Origin of the sequence: Pedobacter caeni (genome assembly GCF_900129215.1) — a bacterium.
Lineage (GTDB): Bacteria > Bacteroidota > Bacteroidia > Sphingobacteriales > Sphingobacteriaceae > Pedobacter > Pedobacter caeni.
This window is the reverse complement of the sequence record NZ_FQUQ01000003.1, coordinates 284288-298570: the sequence shown is the minus strand read 5'-3', so window position 1 is coordinate 298570 and position 14283 is coordinate 284288. Positions and strand designations below refer to the sequence as shown.

The 14283-nt window shown below is 41.0% G+C and carries 12 protein-coding genes; 7 read left to right on the top strand and 5 right to left on the bottom strand.

Annotation, left to right across the window (positions count from 1 at the left end; translation table 11 throughout):
• Positions 1-99 precede the first annotated feature (99 nt).
• The 4 genes from BUC20_RS15870 to BUC20_RS15855 are packed head-to-tail and all read left to right on the top strand — an operon-like array spanning position 100 to position 4944.
• Entirely contained in the window at positions 100-1197 is a 1098-nt protein-coding gene (locus tag BUC20_RS15870; RefSeq protein ID WP_073232075.1) for a vWA domain-containing protein, read from the top strand.
• Between the two features lie 24 nt (positions 1198-1221).
• Positions 1222-2718 carry a sigma 54-interacting transcriptional regulator gene (locus tag BUC20_RS15865; RefSeq protein WP_073232074.1) on the top strand — a complete coding sequence of 499 codons (1497 nt, stop codon included), beginning with the start codon at positions 1222-1224 and terminating at the stop codon, positions 2716-2718.
• Positions 2719-2764: 46 nt separating this feature from the next.
• Positions 2765-4045 carry a metallophosphoesterase gene (locus tag BUC20_RS15860; protein WP_073232073.1) on the top strand — a complete coding sequence of 427 codons (1281 nt, stop codon included), beginning with the start codon at positions 2765-2767 and terminating at the stop codon, positions 4043-4045.
• A 17-nt stretch (positions 4046-4062) separates the two neighbouring features.
• Positions 4063-4944, top strand: coding sequence for a UbiA prenyltransferase family protein (locus BUC20_RS15855; RefSeq protein ID WP_073232072.1), 882 nt, complete (start codon positions 4063-4065; stop codon positions 4942-4944).
• On the opposite strand, the gene BUC20_RS15850 is transcribed toward BUC20_RS15855, so the two are convergent.
• The 3 genes from BUC20_RS15850 to BUC20_RS15840 are packed head-to-tail and all read right to left on the bottom strand — an operon-like array spanning position 4941 to position 9210.
• Entirely contained in the window at positions 4941-5630 is a 690-nt protein-coding gene (locus BUC20_RS15850) for a response regulator transcription factor (protein WP_073232071.1), read from the bottom strand. The two genes, BUC20_RS15855 and BUC20_RS15850, sit on opposite strands and share 4 nt — an antisense overlap.
• Before the next feature lie 5 nt (positions 5631-5635).
• Positions 5636-7303 carry a sensor histidine kinase gene (locus BUC20_RS15845; RefSeq protein ID WP_073232070.1) on the bottom strand — a complete coding sequence of 556 codons (1668 nt, stop codon included), beginning with the start codon at positions 7301-7303 and terminating at the stop codon, positions 5636-5638.
• 11 nt (positions 7304-7314) lie between these two features.
• Positions 7315-9210 carry a S9 family peptidase gene (locus BUC20_RS15840; RefSeq protein ID WP_073232069.1) on the bottom strand — a complete coding sequence of 632 codons (1896 nt, stop codon included), beginning with the start codon at positions 9208-9210 and terminating at the stop codon, positions 7315-7317.
• A 237-nt stretch (positions 9211-9447) separates the two neighbouring features.
• Here BUC20_RS15840 and BUC20_RS15835 point away from each other — a divergent pair, with 237 nt between their 5' ends.
• The 3 genes from BUC20_RS15835 to rfbC are packed head-to-tail and all read left to right on the top strand — an operon-like array spanning position 9448 to position 12138.
• The gene (locus BUC20_RS15835; RefSeq protein ID WP_073232068.1) at positions 9448-11256 is read left to right on the top strand and encodes a tetratricopeptide repeat protein; all 1809 of its coding nucleotides are present in this window, start codon (positions 9448-9450) and stop codon (positions 11254-11256) included.
• Between the two features lie 16 nt (positions 11257-11272).
• Positions 11273-11575, top strand: a complete 303-nt coding sequence (locus BUC20_RS15830; protein ID WP_073232067.1) for a DUF4286 family protein — start codon at positions 11273-11275, stop codon at positions 11573-11575.
• A gap of 8 nt (positions 11576-11583) precedes the next feature.
• Positions 11584-12138 carry a dTDP-4-dehydrorhamnose 3,5-epimerase gene (gene rfbC / locus BUC20_RS15825; protein WP_073232066.1) on the top strand — a complete coding sequence of 185 codons (555 nt, stop codon included), beginning with the start codon at positions 11584-11586 and terminating at the stop codon, positions 12136-12138.
• Between the two features lie 86 nt (positions 12139-12224).
• Here rfbC and BUC20_RS15820 read toward each other — a convergent pair whose 3' ends face one another.
• Positions 12225-13070, bottom strand: coding sequence for a hypothetical protein (locus tag BUC20_RS15820; RefSeq protein ID WP_073232065.1), 846 nt, complete (start codon positions 13068-13070; stop codon positions 12225-12227).
• Between the two features lie 366 nt (positions 13071-13436).
• Positions 13437-14279 (bottom strand): OmpA/MotB family protein, encoded by an 843-nt coding sequence (locus tag BUC20_RS15815; RefSeq protein ID WP_073232064.1) that lies wholly within the window; start codon positions 14277-14279, stop codon positions 13437-13439.
• Positions 14280-14283: the final 4 nt, after the last annotated feature.

The following is a 14283-nucleotide window of genomic DNA, read 5'->3' as shown; positions in this document are numbered from 1 at the left end:
ACTTCTCGCAGAGCTAAATATAGCAAGGTATTTTTACAACTGGATAACATTACTAATACCTCAAACTTTTACCTTCGATATTCCGTTTATACTAAACACATGAGAGGTTTCCATTTTTCTAATTTTCAACCAGATGACTTGCCAAAAGGCGGTTTTGAGGAATTGCTTAAGCTCTTCACTCAACTGCTCAATTATACTGCCGGTGACGCGGGAGAAACCTTGTCATGGATGAACGAATTAGACAAGCAATACAAGTTCACCAATAACGATTATGGGATGGGGGATTTTATCGAGGACCTTAAAGATAAAGGCTACCTGAAAGAAAATCCTGCCAATGGCGATATGAGCATCACCGCCAAGACAGAACAGACCATCCGGAAATCTGCACTGGAAGAGATCTTCGGTAAGCTAAAGAAAGCAGGAAAGGGAAACCATAACAGTAATATTTCCGGTATCGGAGAAGAAAAGAATGCCGACAGGAGAGAATATACGTTCGGGGATAGCCTCGACCAGATCGACATGACCGCCTCCATTCATAATGCACAAATCAATCATGGGATAGGAAATTTCACCCTTACAGAAAGAGATCTTGAAGTAGAAGAAAAAGATTATAAAACCCTGACCTCTACTGTGCTCATGATCGACATCTCCCATTCTATGATCCTTTACGGGGAAGACCGGATCACTCCGGCTAAAAAGGTAGCGATGGCCCTCGCGGAGCTGATCAAAACACGCTACCCGAAAGATACACTGGATATTGTGGTGTTTGGAAACGATGCCTGGCCGATTACCGTTAAAGACCTTCCTTATCTGCAGGTTGGCCCTTACCATACCAATACTTTTGCCGGACTGGAGCTGGCAGCAGACCTCCTGCGCCGCCGGAAAACACACAACAAACAGATTTTTATGATTACTGATGGCAAGCCTACCTGCCTGAAAGAAAACGGCCGCTATTATAAAAACAGCATGGGGCTCGACAGAAAAGTGATCAACAAAACACTCAACATGGCGGCACAATGTAAGCGCCTGAACATTCCGATCACCACATTTATGATCGCACAGGATCCTTATCTGCAGCAATTTGTACGGGAGTTTACCCAGATTAATGGCGGAAGGGCTTTCTATAGCTCCTTAACCGGCCTGGGAGAATATATTTTTGAAGATTACATTAAGAACAGAAGAAAAACGGTTCGATAGAACAGCTCAACACGACGATACAACATGGATCACATCACTATAAAAACACTCGGACAGCTAAAAGCGTCCAACTATAAATCACTGGCCGTAAAGGACGAACTCCGCAAAAACCTGATCACCCAACTTCAAAGTAATGAGGCTGGTTTCGAAGGGATTCTAGGATATGATGAAACGGTGATCCCGGAGCTGCAAACTGCCATCCTTTCCAGACACAATATTCTGCTCCTTGGGTTAAGAGGTCAGGCAAAAACCCGGATTGCACGCCTGATGGTAAACTTATTGGATGAATACATTCCCTATGTTGCCGGAAGTGAGATCTTTGATGATCCATTGAACCCCATCTCCTGGTATGCAAAACACGAGATTTTAATTCATGGTGATGAGACGCCAATCAGCTGGCAGCACCGCAGCGAACGCTACACAGAAAAACTGGCCACGCCTGACGTAACGGTTGCCGATTTAATTGGTGATGTAGATCCGATCAAAGCAGCCACCCTGAAATTAACGTATAATGATGAAAGGGTAATTCACTTCGGACTGATTCCAAGGGCACACCGCAGCATCTTCGTAATCAATGAACTTCCCGATCTGCAGGCCCGTATCCAGGTCGCCTTATTCAATATGCTACAGGAAAAGGACATTCAGATCAGAGGATTTAAACTCCGCCTGCCATTGGATGTGCAATTTGTATTTACCGCAAATCCTGAAGATTATACCAACAGGGGTTCTATTGTTACTCCTTTAAAGGACAGAATAGAAAGCCAGATCCTGACACACTACCCTAAAACAATTGCAATTTCCAGAAAAATCACTTTCCAGGAAGCGAAAATCAGTGAAGAGCAAAATGCCTGTATCGAATCTGATGGATTGGTTAAAGACCTGGTAGAACAAGTGGCATTCGAAGCCCGCCAGAGTGAATTTATAGATCAGAAATCCGGAGTATCAGCAAGGCTGACGATCTCAGCCTATGAAAACCTGATCAGCTCCGCAGAACGGAGAATGCTGGTGAATAGGGAGAAAAAAACCTTTGTCAGGTTGTCAGACCTGGTGGGCATTGTACCTGCAATTACCGGTAAAATCGAACTGGTTTACGAAGGAGAGCTGGAAGGCCCGGCAAAAGTAGCACATACCTTGATCGGAAAAGCGATCAAGTCTTTATTTAACCGCTATTTCCCGGATCCTGAAAAGGCGAAGAAAAGCAAATCTGCAAACCCATACCTCAGCATCACGGAATGGTTTACAGAAGGAAATACACTGGACCTTTCCGACCGCCTTACCCTTGCCAATTACAAAAAAGAATTGATGCAGGTAGAAGGTTTGAATGCCCTTGTAAAACAGTTTCACCCTAAACTGAGTGAGAATCAGACTTTATTAATGATGGAATTTGTATTGCATGGACTGGCAGAATATTCACAGTTAAACAAGAAATACCTGGAAAGTGGCTTCGGCTTCTCGGATATGTTCGACAGCCTGTTCAGCACCGGACCAGATGAAGAAGAAGATGACCTTGATTTCAGATAGATCATATAAAAGTACTTTAATAATAACCTACAAATAAAACCTGCGAATGGGCCGATTACCCGTCTTTATATTTTTATCTGTTCTGCTGCTAGCATTCGACTATTATTGCTACCGTGCCGTCCTTAGTGTTTTCAAAAAATGGAAGCCCGGAACAAAAAAGCTGTTTACCATAATCTGGTGGGGCTATACCACCTTACTGGTGATTGGTGTCTTTACCTCTTTTTATGCGAACCTGTTTCTAAGCATGAAATCCGTCATTCTGGTGGCGTACTTTTTAACGGTTGCCTGTAAACTGGTGATGCTTCCTTTTTTAGTTGTCGATGATTTGAGAAGGTTCATCATTCACCTTTCCCGTTCCGCAAAAAAAACTTCAACAACGCAATTAGCAGACCCCACTTTACCAGAAACCATCACCCAGCCCCTGCGGGGTGAGCCCATCAGCCGTTCTTCTTTCCTGGTCAAAGCAGGATTGATTACGGCAGCCATCCCCCTTACTTCCTTAACATGGGGTATTGCAAGAGGAGCCTATGATTATAAGGTAAAACGCAAAACACTGGTACTCCCTAATCTGCCTGCATCATTTGAAGGAATGAAACTGGGACAGATCTCAGACATCCATTCCGGAAGTTTCTATAACCCCAGAGCAGTGCTTGGCGGGGTAGAAATGCTGCTTGCCGAAAAACCTGACCTCATCTTTTTTACCGGCGACATTGTAAATGACAAGGCGACTGAAATGCGGGACTATCAGGACATTTTCAGCAAGATAAAGGCACCATTAGGGGTCTATTCCGTACTTGGAAACCATGACTATGGAGAGTATTTCTTCGGTAAAACCCCCTCTGCTGCCAAGACTAAAAACCTGCAGGATGTAATCAAAACCCATGAGCGAATGGGCTGGGACCTGTTGATGAACGAAAATCGCCGCATCAAAATAAATGGGGAAGAGATTGGAATCCTTGGAATAGAAAACTGGGGAACCGGACGCTTTCCAAAATATGGAAGAATGGACCTGGCAGTTAAAGATACGGATGACCTTCCTGTAAAACTATTGCTGTCTCACGATCCTTCACACTGGAGGGCCGAAATATTGCCTAAATATCCCCAGATAGATGCCATGTTTAGCGGGCATACCCATGGAATGCAGTTTGGGGTAAGAACGGAAGATTTTCAATGGAGCCCGGTGCAATATATTTATAAGGAATGGGCTGGTTTATACCAGGAGAAAAATCAACAACTGTATGTAAATGTTGGATATGGCTTTCTGGGATACCCCGGACGGGTTGGAATTTTACCGGAAATAACGATATTTGAATTGAAACGCGCTTAGCTAATCTTTCTCCGGACATGGTAAAAAAAGTACTGTTTTCTACCCTTGATTTTCTACTGTTCAGCAATTTATTCATTGCCATCTGTGCGGTTGCCCAGGGCCTGCTCACTTACCATTTATTACAGGTACCTCCGGATAAGTATATTCTTGCCATTGTGTTTTTCGGAACGCTGGCGCTATACAATTTCAGCATGCTGATGTCTAAGCCAAAAGATCCTGCCAACTCTCCCTATATCAGGGTTCGCTGGATCTTTTCACATCACCGTCTGATCATTTCGATTACGCTGATTTCCGCACTCTGTCTGATTCCTCTGGGATTGTTATACCTGAGCATAGAAGGGAAGCTGTTGATGATCTTTACAGGCGCAATGGCCGTTAGTTATAATATCCCTTTTCTGACCCTAAACCACCAAAAGATCGGACTAAGGAATATTCCCGGCATCAAACTCTTTCTGGTTGCCATCGTATGGGCCATCAGTTGTGTTTTATTACCTATAGTGGAGGTAGAACACAACTACCCGATCAACATCTCTACAGGCGCCACTTTACTGCTGGTGGGTAAACGGTTTTTATTCATCGCTGCACTCACCATTCCCTTTGACATCCGGGACCTCTTTCAGGACAAACTATATGAACTAAAAACGATCCCGGTGATGTTCGGAGAAAAAAAGGCTTATATTTTTTGCCAGTTCCTCCTTTTGGGTTACCTGGTATTGTTGCTATTGTTCCGTCAAACCATCAATATGGAGGTTATCGCCCTAACGATGACCATCCTGATCACAGGATGGCTTATATTTAAGTCGGGCATCAGAAAGAATGAATATTACTATTTTTTCTTCTTAGACGGCATTATGATCTTACAATACCTTGTTGTAATCTTATTCAGTATCAGGCTTTAAGCCGGATTAAAACGATATCCAACCCCTCTTACCGTTTGCAACAGCTGAGGATTATCCGGGTTTAGCTCTATTTTTTTACGTAAACGCACAATGTGCATATCCAGCGTCCTTGTATTTACATCGGAGTTATATCCCCATACTTCCAGCATTAAGGCGTCTCTGTTGATCACCTTGTTCGGGTTTCTCAGGAAATAAAGTAAAATCCTGTTCTCCAGAATGGTCAGCTCTATTTTCTTTTCGTTCCTGAATAAAGTGTGGATATTGGGATGATGTTCCATATTTCCAAACCTGTGGATCTCAGAACGGTCGTTGTTTAACAGGAATTTCACCTTGTTATCCAGCATGGCAACGAGTACATCCATATTAAAAGGCTTGGTCACATAATCAGAAACACCAAAATTATAGGCATCAATCTTGTCTATATCCTGAGCTTTTGCAGTCATCATGATGATCAGGTTTTCAAATCCCTGTTTTCTCACTTCCTCACAAACCTCTGAACCTTGTTTACCAGGTAACATCCAATCCAGCAAAACGATATCCGGTTTTTCGCTGAGGATCATTTTTTCCGCAGCATCTCCGTCCCCGGCTTCAATAATCTCGTATCCTTCTGCTTTTAAGCGATGTACTACTAGAAACCTTAAGTTCTCATCGTCTTCAACTATTAATATTTTAATTTCCTTAGACATACTTTCTAATCATTATATGGTAGTACAATTTTAAATTCTGTTCCTTTATTCACCTTGCTTTTAACGGTAATTTCGCCCTTCATAAAGTTAACGAGTTCCTTACAGAAAGCCAAACCCAGTCCAACGCTTCCATTCTGGTTGTATTGGTTCTGAATGCGGAAAAACTTCTTAAAGATATTATTAATTTCGGAGGATGGGATTCCAATGCCATGATCCGTAAATCTAAACACAACTCTTCCTTTGATTAAGCGCGCACTGATGTGTAGTTTCTTCCGCTCCGGCGGAGAATATTTATAGGCATTCTCGGCCAGGTTATCAAAGAGACTACCCAGAAGGACCGGATCAGTCACGAAAGTACTGAACCCGCTGACTTCAAAGGTAAAGTCAAAATCAGGATGTTTCAGCCGATGTGACTCCACCGTACTCTCGATAAAGTCTTCTATGTAAATTTCATCTCTGTTTAACTGAATCGCTTTATTTTCTATCTGTGTAAAAGCAAGTAACTTGTTCATTAAGCCATTCAGCTTATCGGCCTCTTCATCCAGTATCTTTCCGTAGAGCTTCAGCTCCCTGTCGGTAAGAACGGTTGCACTTTTTATATTGTTCCCTGCAATCTTTATCACGCTGACCGGAGTTTTAAATTCATGGGTCAGGTTATTCACAAAATCGTATTGTAACTTAAACATCCGTTGATTGATGTTCAGGTTCCTGTAAATGAGAAAAGCAACCAGCACCACAATTCCATAAAACACAAGAATCGCCATGGCAATGGGTAAAAAATAGCTGCGGATCTCTTTATCGACAAAAGATTTTGAAGAGATGAAATACAACTTATAATCGGAAAAAGCTCCTGGCAAGGTAATTTCCGTACTCAGATAAGCCTGTGAGGTATCTAAAGGATCATAAGTTGAAGGCTGGATCTTGATAAACTGATAAAGCAATGGCCTGGAGTTAATGATCTTGATCTTATATGGGTCCAGATGGAAACACATCATATCCTGCTGATACACCGGCTGCGGGTCGAGCACGTTTCGTAACATCTGTTTATATACTTTAAGTTCCTCCATTCTCGGAATATTGAGATAGGTGATCTTATTGGAGCGGACATTACTGAAATTGCTGAACAACTCATCCTGATCAGGTACTTTCGTCGTATCCAGGCTTTCAATATAAGAGGCCAGCTTCAGTGCTAAAGTGTTAAAGTCATCTCCTACAATAAAATTCCGGGTATTTTCCCTCGAAAATAACAACACAGAATCTTGTGGGATCAGGCTTCCAAACTGATAAATATCTTTTGGTCCGAAAGAGAACTTTCCGGTATTCAATCCGTCACTTACAGGGGTATTCTTTACCTCAGAATCATAAAACACGACCTTGGAAACAAAAGGATATTCCAGCAATACCGTGTCGACGAAGCTGGCTGCGGTGGCAGAGTCCAGGTAACCGTTGTAATAAGACACTTCAGGCAGTTTCTTTTGAAAGAAATCATTATAAGGCTTGATGCTCTGCTCCAGCACATTGACTTTCTCGGATACAAACTCGTTTTCGATGTATTTTTTGCTGAAATTATAAGCCAGGTATAAAGACAGGCAGAACAATACAGACATCAGTACGATGAAAGTAAGGATTAAAGAAAAATTCTTACGATAGCCCGTTTTTTTTTCTGAGATCATGAGATCTGAATTTACCTGTTTTTAAGATTAGTCTCTAAAAATTGCTCGAGGGCAGTATAGAACTGATGTCTGCTTTCCTGATTTTTGGCAAGGAATAGAATGCCTTCATTTTCGAGATAGGTCACCTTCACATTTCTCTTTTTAAGATTCTTAACGAACTGCAGGGTTTCGCCGGCATTCGTATTCTGATCCTTTACATTCTGACAGACAAATAAAGGGATGTTAATTTTTTCGGTCTGAAATAAAGGCGAAGATTTCCGCATCTGATCAGCATCTGTTAAGGGATTACCAACAATGCCATAGTAAAACTGAAGACTGGTTTTAAGGTATGGAGGAATGGATTTCAAATAGGCAAATAAGTTAATTACACCAGAATTTGATGCTGCACAAGCATAAATCCCCGGGTTCAGATAGGAACTGTTTAAAGCGATATTCCCCCCAAACCCGGTCCCATAGATTCCTATTCTCTTTGGATCAGCAATCTTTTTTTCAATTAGCCAGGCTACCCCATCGTTAATGTCATTCTGAATCTTTCCTCCCCATTCTTTAAATCCCGCCGACATGAAGTTCTTACCATATCCTGAGGAACCCCGGTAATTGATCTGGAACACCACGTATCCCCTGTTGGCCAGAAATTGAACCTCTGCATTATAACCCCATAAATCCCGGCTGGCAGTACCATCATGAGGCAAAACCACAACCGGCAAATGAGTTGCCCTAACGTGCAGGGGAAGTGTCAGGTAACCATTAATTTTAAGTCCGTCCCGGGAAGTAAAGCTCACGGCTTTCATTTCACTCATCTCCCCTTCACGGATAGCGGAATTAAAGTCACTTAATTTCCTTAGTTTTCTTTTATCAGCAAAGTAAAGATAATAGGAACCCGGATTCCGGTCGGTAAAGGTTCTGATGACAAATACATTTTCTGCTTTATCACGGGATAAAATCTGCGTCTCCGTTTTAGGCAGCAAACGGTCCAGGTCATCATATATAATTTTTATAGAATCGTCCAGGTAATGCTTCTCTTTCTTCCAGGTTTCGTAGGTCAGAAAAGACATCTTTTGTTTTTTTCTTGAATATTGAGCTTCCGTAATGTTTAAAGTATCATTGCCAAAAAGCACTTTTAACTCTTTTCCTGTATTACAATCCACTTCTACCAATGCACTTTTATCCCTGTTTACACTGGAAATGGCATAAATGATATTAGGACGATCGTGTTTAAAGGCAACGGGCTTGAAGGTAGTGATGAGGTTATTGGTCATAATTGGTTTAAACACCTGCCCTTCCTGTGCCCGGTAGAGCATAGTAGTCGTTCCTCCATCTGTACTCACTGCAAGTCTCAGCTTTCCTTCAGAATCGGTTTTCCAATCTATAATATTGCCGGGGTTTTTAGCAGCCATATCCATAGCACCATTCCTTACATTCAGCCGGTAGACATCAAACACAGTAGAATCTCTTTTATTAGACGATACCAGCAGGAATTTATCATCGATTAACTGGTCTTCCAACACCCTCATCTTTCCTTGCTCATTCCTGCTCAGCTGCCGTTCATTTGCTCCCTCCTTATTAATGATGAAGGCATCGGAACGACGTTTTGCAGGATCAATCTCCTTATAATAAATCAGGTCGTTATTACTCACCCAGAAATAAAAAAACACATTTTTGTCTTTCAGGTTCGTAAGCTTCCTTGTCTTTCCGCTGGCAATATCCTCAACATAAAGATTCAAAGCGGAATCTTCCTGTTTAAGGTAAGAGATATTCAATCCGTCAGGAGAGACACGGTAGGTAATCTTCTCCTGAGATTTAAAAAAATCGTCCAGAGGGATCAAACGTGCTCCACCCTCCTTCTGCTGACAAGCAAAAGAAAGAGATATTAAAAACAGGAAAAAGTATTTTTTATATACAATCATATTATTTAATAGCCTGCAAAGCTACACAACGCTGCCTTTCTAAAAAGGCTATACACCAATATTGTTACTTTTATACTCCTTTACCTCTGGCGTATGATGTTGAATATAAATACTTTTTTGTGGTATGGGAATATAAATGAGTAACATTTAAAATACCGGTATGTATTAATCTTGTGCAGTTACCGCATAAATTAACCTTTAAATCGTTAATTTTAGATTCCTGTACACCTTATCTTAATGAAAAAATTAATTTTAATCGTCACTTTTAGTCTCTCTGTTTTCTATTCTTCGGCCCAGGAGCGTATAGATGATGCACTTGCTTATCAATATTATCAGCAAGGTCAGTTTCAGGAAGCTTCCATTTTGTTGGAAAAGCTATTTAACAAGACGAACAACGACACTTACTTTGAGCTCTATTTCAACTCATTGCTAAAGATCAAAAAATTTGATGAGGCAGAGAAGCTGGTCAGGAAGCTGATTAAACAGAGTCCTAAAAAACCGGGCTATAGCATCGCTCTTGGCCGTTTTTATCAGGAAAAAGGGCAGATTCAGGAAGCCAATAAGCAATACCTTCAGGCCATTAACAATCTTCCCGCAGAGGAATATAAAATCAGGGAACTGGCCAACAATTTCTATAATTTCCAGGCTTATGACCTGGCCATCACGACCTTTCTGCAGGGAAGAAAGCTCATGAACGACAATAAGCCTTTCACCTTTGAATTGCTCAGCATTTACCGCTATAAAAAGGATAAAAACATGCTGATCCAGGAGTACCTGAATGCACTTCCTGAAATGCCACAACTGCTTCCACAGGCGGAAAGTGTATTGTCTACCGTCTTTGAAGACAATGCAGATTATCAACTGCTTCAGACGGCCTTGTTAAAGAAGATCCAGAAGGAACCACAGACGGAGATCTATACCAAATTATTGATCTGGCAATACCTGCAACAACAGGAGTATGAAATGGCCCTGAGACAACTGATCGCACAAGATAAACGAATTAAGGACGACGGCGCGATTTTATATCAGACTGCAAATACGTTCCTCAGTAATCAGGCTTTTCCTGTGGCCATAAAAGCTTATGAATACCTGTTGTTAAAAGGAAAAGAAAGTGAATATTACCTCCCCGCAAAAGTAGAACTGGTGAATGCCAAATATCAATTGCTGATTGAAGGAAAGTTTGAAAAAACAGCCATCGCTGAACTTGCAAGTGCCTACCAGTCCATCCTGGATGAATATGGCAAAACACCACAAACCGTCTTTGCTTTAAAAAAATGGGTGAACCTTCAGGCCTATTACCTCAATGACCTCGAAAAAGCCGAAAAAGGCCTCGAAGAGGCGCTTAAAATCCCTGGCCTTCCAGGTCCTGAAACCGGACAGCTGAAGCTCGACCTTGGAGACATTTACATCTTAACCCAACAACCCTGGGAAGCGATCCTGCTCTATGAACAAGTGGCCAAACAGTTCGAAAATCAGGCCATCGGAAATGAAGCAAGATACCGCTCTGCAAGGTTGTCCTTTTATCAGGGGAATTTTACCTATGCAAAATCACAGGCGGATATACTCAAGGCATCAACATCCCAGCTGATTGCCAATGATGCGCTAAACCTAAGCCTCCTGATCTCCGATAACCTGCAATCCAGTACAGACAGTAGTGCACTAAAGATGTATGCAGATGCCGAAATGCTTCAGTTCAGAAACCTTCCTGCCAAAGCAATGACAAAACTGGACAGCATCGCAATAGCTTTTCCAAACAATAGCCTGCTCGATGATATATTGATGGCAAAATCCAAAATCTTCATCAAGAATAATGACATCAGTAATGCAATAGTAGTATTGAAAGAGCTGACAGAAAAGCAACAGACGAGTATCTGGGCAGATGATGCCTTATTTACACTTGCGGGGCTTTATGAGAACAATCTCAAAGATACTGAGCAGGCAAAAGTATTATACCAGAAGCTGATCAATGATTATCCGGGCAGCATGTATACGACTGAAGCACGTAAACGTTTTAGAAAACTTCGTGGAGATATTATTGGTACATAGTTCCTATCTTTGCCACATGTTATTATATAATGTTACTTCAATAATTGAAGATGCCTCTGCCGACCGTTGGTTGCAGTGGATGCAGGAGTCGCACATTCCGGCAGTAATGTCTACAGGAAAATTTGTTTCTCACCGTTTACTCAGAGTACTGGATTCTCCAAATGAAGGGGTTACTTACTGTGCTCAATATGTAGTGGACAACATGGCCGATTACCTGGATTATCAGGCAAATCATGCCCCGGCCTTCCAGGCTGAATCAGCAGCGAAATTTGAAAATCAGGCGGTCGCCTTTCGTACGCTAATGGAATATGTAATCTAATCCCTAATATGAATATAATAAAAACGCCCATTGAAGGTCTACTGATCATAGAGCCGAAAGTGTGGAAAGACAACCGAGGCTATTTTTACGAAAGTTTCAACGCGAAAACCCTGGCAGAAGCCGGAATCAATGTCAACTTTGTTCAGGACAATCAATCCTTTTCACAGAAAGGAGCGTTACGCGGTTTACATGCACAAAAAGATCCTTTTGCCCAAGGGAAACTGGTAAGAGTAATCCAGGGAAAAGTGATGGATGTAGTAGTAGACATCAGAAAAGATTCAGCGACCTATGGTGCGCATTATGATGTTGAACTTAGCGGAGAAAACCACAGACAACTTTGGATTCCACCAGGCTTTGCACATGGTTTTTTAACCCTGGAAGACGACACGATCTTCACGTATAAAGTAAGTAATTACTATGATAAGAATTCTGAAATCGGCTTGATCTGGAACGATGCAGATCTGAACATCCAATGGAGCAAGACCGTTCCTGAAGAAGAGTTCATCATTTCTGATAAGGATCAGATACTCCCGGCATTTAAAGATTTCAACAGCCCTTTTTAGCCATAAAAAAGAAGGGAGTGTAAAAACAAGATACTCCCTTCTTTTTGAGTGCAATTTAGACTTCTAATTGCTGTTAATATTATTATCTAAAGGATTGATTTGTCATAATTTATCTTCACACCAAAAAAAGGATCATTAGGATTAAAATTACCGGAAAAGATATCTCTTCCCAGAGCTCCCCTAATTTCAAAATACTTGTTATAGATAAAACCCACATACTGAATAATCGCCTCTTTATTATCTTCAAGAAATGGGGAGGTAACCTGCCCTGGAAATAAGCCCAATTTAGGTCTTTCGTCAGTAACTATTGGACTAAACATATATATTTGTTTGCAGTCGTCCACATCAAATTTTTCGGGAAATTGATCAAAATATGATTGTATGGCCACTCTCTGGGCATTTCTATCGGCGGGTACTTTTACAACTTTATTGACATCGCCAAATACATCTAATATTATTTGATTATATCCGCTTAGCCTATCTTTCAACTTAGTCCACGGCTCTAAATATATCCCATTCATGTCATATATAGGCTTATAGGCTCCCAAATAGCTCCAAAAGGCAAACATTAAACTATATTCTTCATGAGCATATAAACAATCCGGACATGGTTTGGGAGGGAAATGGCTAGCTGAGTAGGTCCACCATGGATACGCACCACTTGCAAGAGGGATCTTATTCGTGCCACCTAGTGCACCGTCTATACAACCTTCATATTTTTCCCCATCTTTATCTTTAACGAACTGAATTGTACAGCCAATTGTACCCCCAACTCCAGAATCCCTGTCCTCACCAGTACTGGACATCTCTTTAAGAGAAATTGATTGGTTTTTAGAAGAAACCAAATCACGATTTGTTTCATTTTTTTCACATCCTGTCGTAAACATCAGGAGGGATAGAAAACACAGAGCGGTTAATTTATTTATTCTCATTTTTATATAAAATTACGACTAAAAAATACAACAATAAGGCCCAATAACAACATTTAAAATCACCATTCATAAAATTTAGTTATATAATAATTGAATTTTATTATGACGACAACACAAGATAACAAAAGTATTTAATATACAAAATATTAAAAAATAAAATCACAAAGTGAAATTAAAAAACACTAGTAGAAAATAAACACCATTGTACGCGGACCTTTTGTTTGGATCAAAAAATAATGTCAAAAAACTCTAGTTATCAACATTCATTAGAACGAGACTATCCCTCCAGGCTTCTAGCCAGAGTATACACAAAAAAAGGCGTTCTGAATAATATTCAAAACACCTTTTTTATATAATTGATAAAGTCTATTGCTTGATCAGATTGTACAATTCATCCAGTTTCGGAGAAAGTACAATTTCTATTCTTCTGTTTTTACTTCTGCCATCTGCGCCGGTATTGGGTGCCAGAGGCTGGAATTCTCCTTTACCCGTTGCGGTCATACGGACTCCTTCGACTTTGGTCACTTCGGTCAGGTAACGCACCACAGAAGTAGACCTCAATACACTTAAGTCCCAGTTGTCTTTAATCTGTCCAAGATTGGTGATCTTTTGAGAATCGGTATGTCCTTCTACAGCAATATTGATTTCTGGCTGTTCCTTTAATACTCCTGCCAATTGAGTAAGGGCAAGTTTTCCCTTTTCATCAATAATGATACTACCGGAAGGAAACAGCAGCTTATCCATAAGCGATACATATACTTTTCCGTTTTTAATCTCTACCGTTAAACCGCTCTTGGTGAAACCAAGCAAAGCTTGTTGCAACTTTTCTTTCAGCTGGTTGGTCGCCTCATCACGTTTACGCAGAATCTCCTCTACTTCTTTCAATCGTTGCTCTCTTTTTTTAAGGTCCTGAGAAAGCTTACTGATCTCCGTAGAGCTGTTATTCTTTAGTTTGGCATAGTTACCATCCATTTCGGAATACTTACCTCTAAGATCGTTCAAAGTTGCGCTCAGACCAGTGGTATCCTTTTTCAATCTTGCGATCAGGCCTTCCAGGTATTCACCTTTCAGGTGTGCCTGCTCCAGACCAGAGCTCAATGAATCCTGTTTAGCCAGTAAAGCTTTATACTTTTTAGGAGACAACACGACACAGGCGCTAAAGGCAGTCGCCAGCAACCCGGCAAATAAAAATAAAATGGTTCTTTTCATAATA